We start from the raw sequence: 14,586 nt of genomic DNA, 5'->3' as shown, positions 1-14,586 counted from the left end.
GTGGTCACAGACCTCATCGACATCATGCGGGGACAGAGCCGGAAGTGACCCACCCTCTACCGACGTCAGCCCTGGCCGGCTTTGAGGCGTGTGGAGCGGACGGTGGTGTGCCGTCCGCTGCCGACCTGCTTCGGCGGCCAGCGGCACGCCCAGCAGCTGCACACCGTCGGCGTTGGGCGGGGCCGATTGCTGCTGACGGGTGGTGATGTTCTCGCCAAGCCCGCCGGGCACCGCGTGGAAACCCGCTCCGCCCCTCCCCACGCACGGCACGGCACCCGCGTTCAATCGCGGGTCAGTGGCCCTGCTGGGCGACCGCGCGCAGGAAAGCGATGGTCTCCAGCTCGCCGCTGGTGGCTTCGTCCAGGGACGTCCCGTACTCGCGGCTGGCGGAGAGCTTCACAATGGTGGTCCGGCTGACCGGATCGACGTAGATGAACTGGTTGTAGACGCCGACCGCGCCGAACTCGCCACGGTCTCCCGCCATGAGCCACCACTGGTAGCCGTAGCCGACCCCATCGGCTTGCTGGTCGCCGACAAGGGGGCGGCCGGGTCGAAGATGCGGCGCGGTCACGGTGATCGAGTCGCGCACCCACTGCGCGGGCACGATCTGCCGGCCCTGCCACACACCCTCGTTGCGGTACAGCTCGCCGAGCCTGGCGAAGTCGCGGGCGGTCAGGTTGAGCCCCGCGAAGGTGATTTCCCTCCCGGCAGGGTCCACCAGCCAGTAACCTGCCGATGTCATGCCGAGCGGCTCGCACAGCTTCTCGCTCATGTAGTCGGCGACCGAGCGGTTGGTGGCCCGGGCCAGCAAGGCGCCAAGTATCTGCGTCTCACCGGAGTTGTAGCGACAGACGGTGCCAGGCTCGCTCTCGCGCACCATGCGGGCGACGAAGTCGTCGAGCGTGCCGCCGATGCCCGCCGTCGCGGCGTTGAGCTGGAAGATGTCGGAGGCCGGGTCGTTGTAGTCCTCGTTCCACCGGGCGCCGGAGGACATCTGGAGCACGTCCTTGATGGACACACCGTCGTACGCGGAACCGGGCTGCACCGGCACGTAGGAGCTGATGGGCTCGTCGATGCTCGTGATGTGCCCCTCTTCGACCGCTATACCGACGAGCGCGGAGACGAAGCTCTTGGCGACCGACGCGGACAGCCACTGCACGTCCGGGCCACCGGTCAGGAAGTAGCTCTCATGTCTGATGGCCCCGTCGACGAGCACGAGCAGTGCTGCCGTGTCGGTGCCGGCCAGGAACTCCTTGGTCGGCCGTGAGGCGCCGTCGAAGTCAAAGGTCTCCGGCAGGGGGGTCATCTCACCGCGCGGCCAGGGGTGAGGGTGCGCGGAGGGGGCCATCTCACGGGTGTCGAGGAGGTCCTTCATCCGGCAGAAGTGCTCGTGCTGCGGTGCACCGGTGAAGAGGCCGAGGTCGACCAAGGTCATGCGCTTCTGAACAGTCATTGCCGTCCTTCGAGTGGAACGAGGGATCCGGAGGAGCAGGGGGAGTGGGCGGGCCGACACCATTGCTGGGGTGGGCGCGTCCTGGGGGGCCGGAGGGCCCCGGCTGCGATACCGAGAAAGTAGCAGTACCACTCGGTTAGGGCAACCGAGTGGTACTGTTAATTTTCCATTGACACAGAGCAGAGGAAGGCAGCGATGAGCTCTTCCCGCGTCGACGGGCGCACCCTCCGGTTCCAGCACCGGCGGCCCGAGTTGCTGGCCGCGGCGACCGAGTACATCCTCGAACACGGCGTCAGCGGCCTGTCCCTGCGTCCCGTGGCGCAGGCGCTCGGCGTCACCCACGCGACACTGCTACGACACTTCTCCTCGAAGGACGCGCTGCTCCTGGCCATCGCGGAGAAGGTCCGCACGGATCTGGCCGCATGGCTGATGTCGGACGTGGAACTCCGCGAGGCACACTCGACGGCCGAACTCGTCAGGGCGCTATGGCGTCGGCTGTGCGAACCGCAGGAGCAGCGCCAGTTCCTCCTGCTTTTCGAATTCGTCGGCCATCACGGGGAGAGGTCCGGGGAAGACGAAAAACTCTCCCGGTCGATCGTCCACGACTGGATCGAGATCATCGCCAACAGACTTGTCGCGGACGGCTGGCCGCCCGAGGACGCCTCCGCTCTGTCCACCCTTGTGCTCGCGCAGGTGCGGGGCCTGCAGCTCGATCTCCTCGTCTCCGGGGACCGCACACGAGCGGACCGCGCCATCGACTTCGCCGTACGCCTCCTCGACCGCTCCCCCCGGGCCGGCAGTACAGACGATCACGGGTAGACCGCCACGTTCCGGCTCCTTTGCCTGATGCCGGCCCGACGACCACAGCTGGCTCGAGCCAACGGCGGCAACTCGACCAAGCAGTTGCTACGCCGATGCCAACTTGACGTCTGTTCACTACCCAATATGCCTCGAAGGAGTTCGCACAGGTCTGCACGGACCTCGGCGTGACCAGATCGCGCGGCGCGGTGGGCACGAGCGCGGACAACGCCGCTGCCGAATCTTTCAACGCGACCGTGAAACGCGAAACCCTCCAGGGCGCCAAACGCTGGCCTGGGCCCCGAGCAGCCCGACTCGCGGCCTTCCGGTGGGCGACCCGCTACAACACCCGGAGAAGACACTCCCGCCTCGGTCAGATCAGTCCGATCGCCTACGAACGACGATCAACTACCCTGGCCACCGCCGCATAACAACCGGTGTTCACGATCAAGGGGGAAGCCCCGATTACCTAGTCAGTGGGTGGGGGGCTCCACGTCACGGCCGCTCTCGCCCGCGTTCTCCACCTTCCCGCACCGGCCATACCGCCGGAGGGCGTAGGACCCTCACACCCGACACAGCAGCCGCCTGACCGAACCACTCAACCCAGCTGAATAGCTACGTCGAGATCGTCATGCGGCGCGCGCAATGCGTAGTCGCGTAGGACGGCGAGGAAGCCGGCTTCTTCGCCGTGTAGGTCAAGGACGATGGGAAGGGTGTTCGTCAGTCGCCGATCCTGATGCATGGGCAGGCCGGGATCGCCGGGTCAGTCAATTCGCAGACTCCGCTTCCAGTTCGAACCATCGAACTCCATTACATCCTTGGGCCCGATGGACCACATGATCCCGTCGGCCGCGCTCAGGTGATAACAGGTCTGCGGAACGTCGTCGCCGAAATCGACGGGCTTGAGCTTGCCGTCCTCGAGTCGATAGACGAAATGGGTGGAAGACACGTACAGCTGTCCATCGAAAACCTCCATGCCCCAGAGGTCTTCTTTGGTGCTTTCGTGATCGATCACTTCCCATTGATCACCGCGTCCCCGAAGCAAGGTGCCGAGCTGGCCGCAGGCATAGGCAAAACCGTCCGACGCGCAGCGAACTTTGTAGAGCACCAGGTTGGTCGGACTGTTCTGCTGGGTGAAGAAGGAACCGTCATACTTCCAGATTTCACCTTCCCAACCGACCGTGTATATCTCCTGTTCGCTGAACCCATCGATGGACTCGAAGCTCGTTTCGGTGATCGGGGTGTCACCGACTTGGGCGCTCTGGTCAATGCATTTCCACTGATCTTCGCCATCGCGAACATAGGCCTGCCGGCAGGTTCCTACGGCATAGGCTCTACCTTTCGCGATACCACGTACTTCACGAAGAGGGCCGCGATTCCTCGGATCCACTCCGCAGCTCGCGATGGGCGCCTCTTCCTTTACAGCGCCGCCACCACTAGCTTGTACCGATCCATCGGTGCCCAGCACCAGGTAACGTTCGGTTGGCACATGGCAGACCGTTCCGGAACAGGCAAGCCATTCCACTGTGTTGGCGCCCCAATTTCCACGATCCAGAGAGAGCAGTAGCGAATCTGTGTAACCTTCACTGACAGCGGCATCGTTTGTGATAATCAAATAGCTGAGATCTGAATAGCGAACGACTCCAGTACCAATGCTGAGTCCGCTGAACCGTGGATCTCGAGTGTCCATGTTGGTCTCCTGATGTGAATAAATTAACGGCCAGACTCGCTAAGGGCTGTCCCGTAAATGCCCTTCGCCGTCTGTGTCGACGAAACCTTGGATGCGTCGCGAGGCAGTTTGAGCGGCGGCAGGCGGCAGAGGCTCAGCCGTGCGGCTCCTGCGGCTTGACGTCAAGATCGCGCAGATTGTTCAGCAATCCCTGCGACCCAGCACTACGGAGCGATTCAGCCTGGATCCACCGGCTTGACGTCTGTGGATGACTCTCACGGAAACGAGGAAGTGCCTTGTGACCTGCGATGATGGGGTTTCTCTAGGACCACATCAGGCACGATCGACAAGGCACTTCCGAGATGCAATCTTCCCATGCCGCCGCGATGGTCTCCGCACGGTTCGATGACCCGAATCTCGTCGCGTACGGCGGGCTTGAGCCGGTGGCGCGTCTGGCCGAGCGGTGCGGACTGCCCGCGCTGGTCGAGGGCCTGGTGAAGCTGCCGGTCTCGAGGGACGGCACGGGTTCTTTCCCGGCGGCGAAGGTGATGTCGCTGGTCGGCGGCATGGTCGCGGGTGCGGACAGCTTCGATGACATGGACCGGTTGCGGCACGGCGGACTGTCCCGGCTGTTCACCGGGGTGCGGGCGCCGTCCACGCTGGGCTCGTTCCTGCGTTCCTTCACCCACGGTCATGTGAAGCAACTGCATGCCGTGGCCCGGCGGTTCCTACCCGCCCTGGCCGCGCACACCGGGCTGCTGCCCGGCGCGCAGGCGGTGGCTTATGTGGACATTGACGACACGATCCGCCGTACCTACGGCTATGCCAAGCAGGGTGCCGGTTACGGATACAGCAAGGTCAAGGGCCTGAACGCGCTGCTCGGGATCATCTCCACCCCGCTCGCCGCACCGGTGATCGCTGCCACCCGCCTGCGCAAGGGGCCCACGAACTCGGCACGCGGTGCGGCCGGGTTCGTTGCCGAGACCATCCGCGCCGCCCGCACCTGCGGGGCCGGCGGCCTGCTGATCGTGCGTGCCGACTCCGCGTTCTACGGCGCTGACGTGGTGAACGCCTGCCGGGCCGCGGACGCCCGGTTCTCCGTCACGGCGCGGATGAACGCCTCGGTCAAGACCGCCATCGCGGCCATCGGCGAGAGCGCGTGGACGGCGATCAAGTACCCCAAGGCGGTCTGGGACGAGGAGGGACAGTGCTGGATCTCGGACGCGGAGATAGCCGAGACCACCTACACCGCCTTCACCTCCAAGCCAAAGAAACAGCAGGTCACCGCCCGATTGATCGTGCGCAGGGTGAAGCGGCTCAACCCCGCGGCCCTGCCCGAGGGACAGGGCACGCTCTTCGATACCTGGCGCTACCACGCCGCGTTCACCGACTCCCCGCTCACCCTGATCGACGCCGAGCGTGATCACCGACGGCACGCCGTGGTGGAGCAGGTGATCGCGGACGTCAAGAACAGCGCCTTCGCGCACGCCCCCTCCGGGCACTTCCAGGCGAACGCCGCCTGGCTCACGCTCGCCGCCCTCGCCCACAACCTGACCCGCGCCGCCGGGGCCCTGGCCTGCGCGTTCCATGCCCGCGCGACCACCGCGACGATCCGCGACCACCTGATCAACGTCCCCGCACGTCTGGCCCGCTCAGCACGCCACCTCACCCTCCACCTGCCCCAACACTGGCCCTGGGAAAGCGAGTTCATCCAGCTGTTCACCGCCACGCACGCGCCACCACCAGTCGGCTGACGCTCCCTGAAACGACCCGCCCGAGAGGGCCCGATACCTGCAGACACGTGGAAAAGCTGGGCAGACCAGCGGACACCCGACACCCGAAACCACCGGTCAACTCCGCGAGGACCAAAAATCCGCCGAAACCCTCACCCCGAAATCCACCCGGTGGATCCAGGTTCAGCGGTGCCGCACTTCGGGCATCCAGCGCCCAGGCAGCCTGACGACGCGCTGCTCGTCGGCGAAGTCCACGTCGATCAGTCTCACCGCCGTGTCCAACTCCTCGGGATCGGTCGCCAAGCGCAGCTTCTGACCTGTGCAGTCTCGATGGTGGCCGCCGCGTGGCCACGGTTCGTGAGATTTGGCCACGCGATTTGGGAACCTACAACAGGCTCGTGTAAGGTCTCGCGGCTCGTGTCGGAGGCCGCCCCGTGACCTGCGGCTTCTGCCGCTGTCTCACGACATGTCGGATGCTGGAGTCTCACGTTCGTGTCGGATGCTCGACGGCCTGATCAGGACGGATCGCCGGTGCTGTGACCTGGCCTGTCCTGTCGCAGCGTAATTGGCGGGATCCACGATGCTGACCTGCGTTGTTGCCATGCCTTGTCGCCAAGCCGAACGCTGAGCTGGGCACCCAGTTCCTGGAACCCCAGAGCTACAGCCACACGCTGTGATGGATAGGGCCGTGCTCTCCACTGCGGCAGCAACCTGGCATCGAGGGCATGGGCCACTACTGCGGACGCCACGACCCGGGCCAGGCGCCGGCCCCGATAGTGCGGGGCAACCAGCACACTCAGTTGGGCCACCGACCGCGGCCAGGACCGATACCCGGCCGCGGCTACTACCTCATCGCCCCGGCGAAGACAGAACGCGGGAGAAGAGATGTCCTCCAGACCGCTCTCGCCGACCTCCTCCTCCCCGGTCAGAGCCAGCAGCGCGGCCAGGCCGCTGTCACCGATCGGCAACTGCTCGACCCCGGTACCTTCATGCGCAGGAAGAAAGCCGTCCCGGCCGAGATAGAAGAGCGAAGCCGGCCCGAGGACATCGAGAACAGGCAGCACCGCACGCAAACGAGCGATGTCGACGAGCTCTTTGTGGGTCATCTTCCGCGCGGCGTCGTCCACCATCCTGGCAGCCCGCACGCTCGGCGCAGTGACGATGGCAGCGTCACCGATCCGTACGATCCCGGTCCACGACGGCGGAGACAACCGCGACCTGGGCGCGACCACAACCTTTGCCCCTTCTGAGGGACAGAACTCGACCGGTGTGTCCGCCAGCTCCACCCACAGCTCCCGGGCGCGAACGAGCAAGAGATCGTCAGCCATGGCCGCATCCTGACGCCTCTGCAGCCAGAGCGCGACCGGATTCCTCCCGGACGGACAGCCCGTACCGCAGAACTCGGCCCAGCCGTGATCCATTGAGAACCCGCCACGTCGCGTGAGATGTCACGAGAATCTGCCAACTTGCATGAGACAGGACATGGTCTGTTCTGTGGTCGATGTCGGATCCGACGGCGATCCGACATCGACCGTGAGATTCCGACAAGGAATCTGAGATCCCACAGCTCGTGTAGGGTCTCGCGGCTCGTGGCACAGGGAGTGCTCGCTGACCAGCGGTTCTTTCGCTGTCTCAGGCCGAGTGCACAGCCGTTCAGTCTCACGAACATGGCAGATCCTTGCGGTCTCGGACGCCCGGCCGACGAAAGTAGGGGACGGGCATGGCCCCGGCGGCCATTGTCACGGGCGCGCTTTCGCCCGACTCGCTGTCAGTGGCGTGTGCGACAGTCGGGCGGTGATCAACAGTGAGTGCGGCCTCCTGGAAGGCCTGGACGAGGTGGATTGGGCCGAGCTGGGCCACGCGTACGGGAGGGCGCAGGACGTCCCTGGACAGCTCACCGCTCTGTGCAGTCAGGACGAGGCCGCCCGTGATGGCGCCTTGAGGTCCTTGTTCAGCAACATCTTTCACCAGGGCACCCGATACTCCGCTTCACCGTACGCGGTGCCCTTCGTGGCCCGGATAGCCCTGGCCGGCCCTCACGCAGTCCGAGACGGGGTGCTGTGGCTGCTGACCAGGCTCGCAATCGACTGGCACGACGAATACGACCTTCCCCGCGGCATCGACATCAGGGCCTGGCGCGCGGCAGCTGCCGAGGTGAGCATGGAGGAGGCGCTGGCCTGGTACGACGAACAAATAGCCGCCGAACCGGACGAGGAAAAGCGCAGCAGGATCAGGGAGATCCGTGCGGAGTGGGCCGCCGGGCGGCTGATGGACTCTCGGGCGAGCGCCCTGCTCTCCTACGACGCGGTGCGCGCCGAACTGCCCGGCCTGCTCGGGCTTCTCGACGATCCCGACTCCGCCATCCGGACCAGGGCCGTCTACCTGTCGGCCTGGTTCCCCGAAGAAGCGGCCACCGTCCTGCCCCGTCTCCTCGACCGCCTACAGGTCGAGGACGCCGTGACGGTGAAAGCCACCGCCCTGGTGGCGGTCGGCCTGCACGGCGACATCACTCTCACGTCACGGCTCAGTCCTCATCTGGACGCCGCGGAGCCCTTGATTCGCTGGGCGGCGGCGACTGCGCTGGCCCGGATCGGTAGCGCCAAGGGCGCCACCGGGCTTGGCACCGACCTGACCGGGCACGTGATCGCCGTACTTGCCGCGGCGGCGGCCGACACCCCGAGGCCGGACATCGACTACAACGAGGGCGACATCCCCGGGTACATCAGTCGCTCCCTTTTGTCGCTCGCCGACCACGACTTGGAGACCGTGCTCTGCGGCGTGGCCGACTGTCTGGCAGTGATGCCGCGAGACAACACGGAGTCGACAGCGGAGACCGCACTGGCCGTGGCTTTCGTCGAGCCCTTCCGTGACGGCCTCCCCCTGTTCGACCATCTCACCCAGGGGCGGCGACGCCTCCTGCTCGCATTGGTGAAGTTCGGGCCCTGGGGCGCGTACGGGAAGAAGTTCGAAGAGAGCCTCCGAAGCCGACGGCTGCCCGACACACGGGCAGCCCTGCGCGTCTATGTGGGCCTTCCGGACGACGGCCAAGACCACAGGACCGAATGCATCTGGGGTTGAGGCCTGCCCTCAACCCCGGCAAAGCCCCGCAAGCTGGACCGCTGCCCCGGGGGCGTCACGAACCTGCATCGGCAGCCATCCGCTCCACCCACTCACCCACGGTCACTGCTCGCTCGATGCGGCTGACGATGTCCTTCTTGGACGCCGCGTCCAAGGTCTCCGGAAGTTTGTCGAAGGTGCCGGGAAGGACATCGAGCAGACCCCAGATCTGTTCGCCGGTGCTGAAGGTCAGCAGCTGCTGGCACCTCCACTGCAGCAGCACCTCGGGGCGGTGCGTGAGTCGCTGCACGAGCGTAGGGAACAGGTAGTGCGTCGCCTCTGCGGCGAGGTGCTCTTTGAGCCAGTCGACCGGGAGGCGCTGGCTGAAGCCGTGCATGGTGGCCTCCTGGGCCAGGTCCAGGAGCTGAGCGGTGTCGACGGCTCGGACAGTGCGGGGAAGGGTCGGGGTCATGTCGCGATGATGCCAAGAAGCCTCCGCGGGGCCGAGAGGTCAGCGGTCGCTCCCCCCGTGGAGAGGTCACCCTTACGTCACCCGGAAGAGTGAGCGCCCCGAGCTGCGAGTCTCACGATGGCTGCAGAAATGCCATCCGTATGCAGCGGGCCATGAGATTATGAAGCCGGATTTGAGACCCTACAGCTCGTGTAGGATCTCGCGGCCCGTGGCATAGCCCGATGCTTCGACCTGCGGTTTCTCGCGGTGTCTCACGACCGTTGGCATGCCTTCTGTCTCACGGTCATGTCATTTTCTCGGGCACTGACCACGGTTCCGCAACTAGCACCCCGAGGTGGCTTGTCGAGACTCAGGTGAAGCTTGACGATTCGGCGTCGGGTGGTGCTTGACGTCTGACCTAGACGATCTCATGCCCCGGGACGGCTTCGTCTCGCCGTTCGAAAGCCCCTACCCTGTTCGGTGGTCCTCGATGTGACAGTAAGGTTCCCGCATGGCAGAGGCGGAGATGGTCCGGCGGGCGCCCAGACAGCTAACCGAGATGCGCGATGTGTACGACCTCCTGGAGGAGGTGCGACTGCGCCCGGGGATGTGGGTGCGAGGGAGTTCGCTGCAACATCTGGATTCCATGCTGTTCGGCTATCACGTGGCTTTGAAGGTTCACGGCGCCAAGGAAGAGCTTGACTTCCGGCAGAGCGGCCCGTTCGCCGACTGGCTGTGGCCGCAGCTGGGGTATGACTACGAAAGCTCCCTGGGCTGGGCGGTGGAGATCGAGCGCGCGGCCGAGGCCACGGGCCGGCCTGCGATCGAGCTGTTCTTTGAGCTGCTCGATGAGTTCCGTGCCGAACAGGGCCAGCCGGGGGTCTAGTCGATGGCCAGCCAGTCTCAGAATCGTGTCCGATAGGACTTCACTTGGACATCGCGCCTGAGATTAGGAAACGAAATCTGAGACCCTACAGGGTCTGTAGGATCTCGCGGCTCATGTCCCAGGGCATCGTGCCGACCAGTGAGTTCTCCGGCTGTCTCACGTCGTGGCCGACCACTCTTGTCTCAGGACGGGTGGCATTTCCTCAGCAAGAGCTGCGGGTACAGCTCGTGCCTGGGCCCACTCAGTTGCCGAACCAGACAACGAGTCGCACGTTGTCATCGCCGTGCTGCGATGCGAGCGCCTCCATGACCATCCAGACCGGTTTCCACTCGCCGGTCTCCGGGACGGCATCTCGACGGCGGAGTTTCTCGGACCTGTAGAGAGCGTCGCCGATGAGCCATTCGCTCCCCTCGGGCCACTCTTGAGCCTCGTCCGGCACTTGTGCACGAAGGCCGACGGCTTGTGCGAAGCGAGAACTCCAGGCGGACTTCCCCGTCAACCTGAGCCCATCCGGAGTCTGCCGGTATTGGTGGAGTCGGCTGTCGGCCTTCTCAGCTGGCTCGCCCCAATCGACTTCCTTGATCTCGGCCCAGGTGATCCAGGTGGTGCCGTATGCCTGGTCCGGCCACTGGGCCCACGCCCTTCGGCAGGAAGGTGGCCGCTGCCGTCAAGCGCCTTATCGGCCCAAACGGGCGGCCTTGATCGCGCGTTGGGCGAAGACCTCCTCTCTGCGGTCTTCCATCTGCCGCAACGCGTCCTTGCGGTCCCGCTTGGAGAGTCGATCAAGATACGTGTGGCCCATGAGGTGATCGGTCTCGTGCTGCAGACATCGGGCGAAGTACCCCAGCCCCTCGATGACGAGAGGGCTGCCGTCCTTGTCGACCCCACGGGCGACAGCACGATCGGTGCGGGGAACCGTCAAGGTGGCACCGGGCACGGACAGGCAGCCCTCGAATTCGTCAACCAGCCGCCGACTCCTGGGATCGGGCAGGTCCAGGACGGGGTTGATGATGTGACCGACATGCCGGATCCCATAGTCGTCCGGGCAGTCATACACGAACAGTCGCAGGTCAACGCCGACCTGGTTGGCAGCAAGGCCGGCGCCGTCGGCCACATACATGGTCAGGAACATGTCGTCGATTAACGCCGACAACTCCGGAGTCCCGTACTTGGTCACCTCCCGGCACGGACGGCTCAGCACCTCCTCACCGACCACCGTGACTCTGCGAACCGAACCCCGCCCCGCTTCCGGTGGCAGAGCCGGATAGGTGTCCACCGGGCGGCCTTGCACGCGGACTCGACGGTCGACGGAACGGGGCCGCTCGTCACGATCAGACATGGCTGTCTCCTTTTGCGCATGCCACAGATGCCACGGAGGTCACCGCAGCTGGGTGCCTTCAGCAGAGCTACTGCTTGCCAAGGGCTTTGCAAAGTAGCAGACTTTGCAAAGTGACTGAAGATGATGTCAACACCCCAGACGACCAGGCAGCCGGCACCGGCGAAGAATTGCGTGAGCACGAAGTCCGCACAGCCCTGCTGAATCTGCTCGCCGAAGTCGGCACCGTCACAGCCACCGAAGCCGCCTCCCGGCTGGGCTACAGCTCTGGCCTCTGCTCGTTCCACCTACGGCAGCTCGCACGTCACGGATATATCGAAGAGGCCTCTCACCAAGGCGGCCGCGCACGTCCATGGCGGCTGAGGACCCCCGGTGCCGACGGTTCCATGGCGGAGGAGCAGTTCGGCGACTTGGCCCGCGGGCTGGAGGACGAGAGCTGGCAGCGATGGCTGAACCAACGGGATGAAGCGCCGTCTGAATGGCGCCACGACGAAGCTTTCAGCGTCGTCGCCTACCTGACACCCGACGAGATGAGCAGGGTCGCGAACGTGATCCGACGGACGCTTGCGCCCTACCAGGACCGTGAACAACGCCCCCTGGCCCGACCCGACGGCGCTCGACCGGTGGCCCTCATCACCCGACTGTTCCCCCTGCTTCCTCACACAGCGGATGACACGGACCAGGACTGAGGAGCCGTCGGCCTTTCCACGCGCTTGAGGAAATGACACGAAAGTGAGACAGCAGGCCGGCGACACGACGTGAGACAGCCTGAAAACGTCCAGGTCACCGCGCTGCCACATGACACAGCGGCTGAGAACCTACACGAGCTGTAGGGTCTCAGATTTCGCTGCACAGTCTCACGCTCCGCTTTATATCGGCTGCACTTATGAAGCGGCCGTGAGACAAGCAGGTCGCCACTGCTATTCGGGCTCTCCGGCTGGCATCGACAGGTCACCACCCCAAAATCGATTGACGGCGGTTGCAGAATCTCTGTCATGGGAACGGACATCAGCGGTTTTGTCGAGTGCCGAGCATGGCACCTCCACGAGGAGGACGAGGACTCGGTTTGGCGAGCCGCCATCGATCTCTTCTTCCTCAACATCACCCGGAACTACGACGCGTTTGGCTGCCTCTTCGGCCGCATCCCGCGGCCCCGCTCAGCACGTTCGATCAGGGGTCGGCCCAGGTCCTTTTCGAGCCGGTTGATCTGGGTTGTCAGTGTCGATTGGTGAATGCCGAGGGCTCGGGCGGCTTCGGTGACGGTGGAGTAGGGCAGGGCGGCAGCAAAGCGTTCGAATCGCTGCCAGGCATTTGGGCCGGTCAGGGCAGCGCGCAGGATAGCGGGGGCGTCTGCGGCCTGATCGACGGTGCGAAGGGCGGTGTGGTGGCTGGCTCCGCCGCGAGGGCGGAGGGGGATGTTGTGGATGTGAGCCCAGCGGGCCATGTTCGCAGGGCTCATGCCGGTTTCGCGGGCGAGGTCCGGCAGCGTCCGACAGCGGTGGACGTATTGCTCGATGAGCCAGTCCCGTTCGATGGCGCCGCGGCGCTTGTGGTCCTGGGGCCCTCGGAGCGGGATGCCGTACTCCTTGGCGAGGTCGGTCAGCACGCTGCGGGAGAAGCCGGTGAGCTTGGCGATCTGCTGGAGGGACCGGTGTTCGTCGAGGTAGAGCTGGGTGAAGCGCTCTGCCGGGACGGTTTGCCGGGCTTGCTGCCGGATGCGGCCAGTGGCTCTGGCGGCGTTCTTTGTCAGCGGGGGTGCGGGGGCTGGATGTTCGTCGAGAGCATGTCGGATGGCCTCGACGGTCGTGCCCAGGACCTGGGCGGCGTACTGAACAGGGTGCTGCCGTTCTCGGACGAGCTGGTGCAGGCGGGGTAGGTCGACGTGCGCCGGGTCAGGGCCGGGAAGGGAGAGCCCTGCCAGCAAGGTGGTGGGAGGCTGCCAGGCCACGGGCTCGTCGTGGATGTGGTGCGAGGCCAGGAATTCGAGGGCTTCCTGCTGGAGGGCGTGCACAAGTTCAGGGGTCTGAAGCGCAGTGAACCGCAAGGACGTTGCCCGGAACTCTGCGCTGTCGAGACCGCCCAGGTCGTCGGGGGCAGACTCGGCGGGCAGGCCGCTGAGACGTTGGAAGAGCTGGCTGCGTGCGATGCGTTCGCGCCGTCCGATTCCCGGTGGTGTTCCGGTGCGGCGGCAGATGTCCAGCCAGCGGGCATGAGGAAGCAGGCCGGTGTAGTCCAGGAGTCGGCGCCGACCATAGTCGATGGGGGTGCTGTTGGCATCGAGGTAGTCCGCGAGCCGGTCCAGGGCAGTGGCGATGTCCGGCCATTGCGGAAGGTCGTCGAGTTCCTGGAGGAGGCGTGACACCTCAGTGCCGTCGATGGTGTCGCCGATCAGCCCGGCTGCCTGGTCCAGGGATGTGCGGCTGTCGGGAATCAGCAGCAGGGCGGCGAGAACGGGGGCCAGAGCCCGCGCATGGATTCCTTCAGGTGGTGTGAGCAGGATCGTCCAGGGCGGCCAGAACATCGTGGGGATCGCCCTGGCTCGCTGCTCGATGTCCTGAGTGGTCCTGGCCGGCCGGCGGGGGGTCTCGGTCGTGATGCGGTAGCGGACGTATTCGCTGGGGCGGAGGGAAGGGGCGAGGGCGGCCAGGTGCACGGACTGCAGCACCGGGCTGATTCCCCTGCCCCAGCTGTCGATGCTGGTCGCCGAGATCTGCGTGAGTTCCTCGCGTACCGCTTCCAGCAGGCCCCGCAGGGCCTCGCCGGCCGGGTGGATTCCTGGTTCCTCCAGGATGCTCAGGGCCATGGTGACCGCGACGGCCGTGTCCGCGGCTCGGGGCAGGGCCATGAACCCCGGACGTTCCATGGCCTGTCCGGTGTGCGGGGAGACCGCATCGGTGTTGAGGTGCGCTTCTGCGATGTCAGCCGGGATCTGTTCCCGTAGGACAGCTGCGGGAAGGTCGCTCAGGACGCGTATGCCCAAGGCCCGAATATCCGCCAGCACCGCCGATGCTGGCTGAGGAGAGGTCCGGTATGGGCCGAAGGCAGCCGTTGCCCCGTCAATGACCTCCATCACTCGGTCCTGCGCCATGAGAACCGGATGGCCAGGAGGCAGGAGAAGCGTCGAAGCGCGGGCCAGATCGGTGCCGCAGCCAGCCGAAAACGGGCGGGTGGGGCGGGTCGGTGGATTGCCGCAGAATTCAGAC

The 14,586-nt window shown here is 65.4% G+C and carries 12 protein-coding genes and 1 pseudogene; 6 read left to right on the top strand and 7 right to left on the bottom strand.

Going from position 1 to position 14,586, the window contains the following annotated elements; all coding sequences use genetic code 11:
• Positions 1-292: 292 nt before the first annotated feature.
• On the bottom strand, positions 293-1,453 hold the full coding sequence (locus OG936_RS36605; protein ID WP_406500066.1) for a serine hydrolase domain-containing protein: 1,161 nt from the start codon (positions 1,451-1,453) through the stop codon (positions 293-295).
• A 195-nt stretch (positions 1,454-1,648) separates the two neighbouring features.
• On the opposite strand from OG936_RS36605, the gene OG936_RS36600 reads away from it, so the two are divergent.
• Both OG936_RS36600 and OG936_RS36595 read left to right on the top strand, forming a co-directional pair.
• On the top strand, positions 1,649-2,272 hold the full coding sequence (locus OG936_RS36600) for a TetR/AcrR family transcriptional regulator (RefSeq protein WP_406500065.1): 624 nt from the start codon (positions 1,649-1,651) through the stop codon (positions 2,270-2,272).
• 122 nt (positions 2,273-2,394) lie between these two features.
• Positions 2,395-2,682: pseudogene (locus OG936_RS36595) on the top strand (integrase core domain-containing protein); the annotation flags it as partial.
• 332 nt (positions 2,683-3,014) lie between these two features.
• On the opposite strand, the gene OG936_RS36590 reads toward OG936_RS36595, so the two are convergent.
• Complete coding sequence (locus tag OG936_RS36590; RefSeq protein ID WP_406500064.1) at positions 3,015-3,941, bottom strand: hypothetical protein; 927 nt, start codon at positions 3,939-3,941, stop codon at positions 3,015-3,017.
• Positions 3,942-4,282: 341 nt separating this feature from the next.
• Between OG936_RS36590 and OG936_RS36585 the strand changes: the two genes are divergently transcribed.
• Positions 4,283-5,674 carry an IS1380 family transposase gene (locus OG936_RS36585; RefSeq protein ID WP_331746122.1) on the top strand — a complete coding sequence of 464 codons (1,392 nt, stop codon included), beginning with the start codon at positions 4,283-4,285 and terminating at the stop codon, positions 5,672-5,674.
• A 494-nt stretch (positions 5,675-6,168) separates the two neighbouring features.
• Here the strand turns inward: OG936_RS36585 and OG936_RS36580 are convergent, their stop codons facing one another.
• The gene (locus OG936_RS36580) at positions 6,169-6,981 is read right to left on the bottom strand and encodes a GNAT family N-acetyltransferase (RefSeq protein ID WP_406500063.1); all 813 of its coding nucleotides are present in this window, start codon (positions 6,979-6,981) and stop codon (positions 6,169-6,171) included.
• Positions 6,982-7,447: 466 nt separating this feature from the next.
• Between OG936_RS36580 and OG936_RS36575 the strand changes: the two genes are divergently transcribed.
• Positions 7,448-8,731 carry a HEAT repeat domain-containing protein gene (locus OG936_RS36575; RefSeq protein ID WP_406500062.1) on the top strand — a complete coding sequence of 428 codons (1,284 nt, stop codon included), beginning with the start codon at positions 7,448-7,450 and terminating at the stop codon, positions 8,729-8,731.
• A 55-nt stretch (positions 8,732-8,786) separates the two neighbouring features.
• Here OG936_RS36575 and OG936_RS36570 read toward each other — a convergent pair whose 3' ends face one another.
• Complete coding sequence (locus OG936_RS36570) at positions 8,787-9,182, bottom strand: hypothetical protein (RefSeq protein WP_406500061.1); 396 nt, start codon at positions 9,180-9,182, stop codon at positions 8,787-8,789.
• 490 nt (positions 9,183-9,672) lie between these two features.
• Here OG936_RS36570 and OG936_RS36565 point away from each other — a divergent pair, with 490 nt between their 5' ends.
• Positions 9,673-10,047 (top strand): hypothetical protein, encoded by a 375-nt coding sequence (locus OG936_RS36565; protein WP_406500060.1) that lies wholly within the window; start codon positions 9,673-9,675, stop codon positions 10,045-10,047.
• A 241-nt stretch (positions 10,048-10,288) separates the two neighbouring features.
• On the opposite strand, the gene OG936_RS36560 is transcribed toward OG936_RS36565, so the two are convergent.
• Together OG936_RS36560 and def are read right to left on the bottom strand one after the other, a co-directional pair.
• A complete protein-coding gene (locus tag OG936_RS36560) occupies positions 10,289-10,486 on the bottom strand; it encodes a hypothetical protein (protein WP_406500059.1) in 198 nt (65 codons plus the stop codon).
• Positions 10,487-10,723: 237 nt separating this feature from the next.
• Positions 10,724-11,386, bottom strand: a complete 663-nt coding sequence (gene def / locus OG936_RS36555; RefSeq protein WP_406500058.1) for a peptide deformylase — start codon at positions 11,384-11,386, stop codon at positions 10,724-10,726.
• Positions 11,387-11,496: 110 nt separating this feature from the next.
• Here def and OG936_RS36550 point away from each other — a divergent pair, with 110 nt between their 5' ends.
• Positions 11,497-12,072 carry a winged helix-turn-helix domain-containing protein gene (locus tag OG936_RS36550; protein ID WP_406500057.1) on the top strand — a complete coding sequence of 192 codons (576 nt, stop codon included), beginning with the start codon at positions 11,497-11,499 and terminating at the stop codon, positions 12,070-12,072.
• Positions 12,073-12,494: 422 nt separating this feature from the next.
• Here OG936_RS36550 and OG936_RS36545 read toward each other — a convergent pair whose 3' ends face one another.
• Positions 12,495-14,363, bottom strand: coding sequence for a LysR family transcriptional regulator (locus OG936_RS36545; protein ID WP_406500767.1), 1,869 nt, complete (start codon positions 14,361-14,363; stop codon positions 12,495-12,497).
• Positions 14,364-14,586 lie beyond the last annotated feature (223 nt).

The organism is Streptomyces sp. NBC_00846 (assembly GCF_045207325.1).
Classification (GTDB): domain Bacteria; phylum Actinomycetota; class Actinomycetes; order Streptomycetales; family Streptomycetaceae; genus Streptomyces.
This window is presented reverse-complemented; position numbering and strand designations above follow the sequence as displayed.

Excerpts from the sequence above, each read along its gene's own strand:
- OG936_RS36605 (WP_406500066.1), bottom strand. The coding sequence starts at position 1,453 with ATGACTGTTCAGAAGCGCATGACCTTGGTCGACCTCGGCCTCTTCACC.
- OG936_RS36600 (WP_406500065.1), top strand. The coding sequence starts at position 1,649 with ATGAGCTCTTCCCGCGTCGACGGGCGCACCCTCCGGTTCCAGCACCGG.
- OG936_RS36590 (WP_406500064.1), bottom strand. The coding sequence starts at position 3,941 with ATGGACACTCGAGATCCACGGTTCAGCGGACTCAGCATTGGTACTGGA.
- OG936_RS36585 (WP_331746122.1), top strand. The coding sequence starts at position 4,283 with ATGCAATCTTCCCATGCCGCCGCGATGGTCTCCGCACGGTTCGATGAC.
- OG936_RS36580 (WP_406500063.1), bottom strand. The coding sequence starts at position 6,981 with ATGGCTGACGATCTCTTGCTCGTTCGCGCCCGGGAGCTGTGGGTGGAG.
- OG936_RS36570 (WP_406500061.1), bottom strand. The coding sequence starts at position 9,182 with ATGACCCCGACCCTTCCCCGCACTGTCCGAGCCGTCGACACCGCTCAG.
- OG936_RS36565 (WP_406500060.1), top strand. The coding sequence starts at position 9,673 with ATGGCAGAGGCGGAGATGGTCCGGCGGGCGCCCAGACAGCTAACCGAG.
- def (WP_406500058.1), bottom strand. The coding sequence starts at position 11,386 with ATGTCTGATCGTGACGAGCGGCCCCGTTCCGTCGACCGTCGAGTCCGC.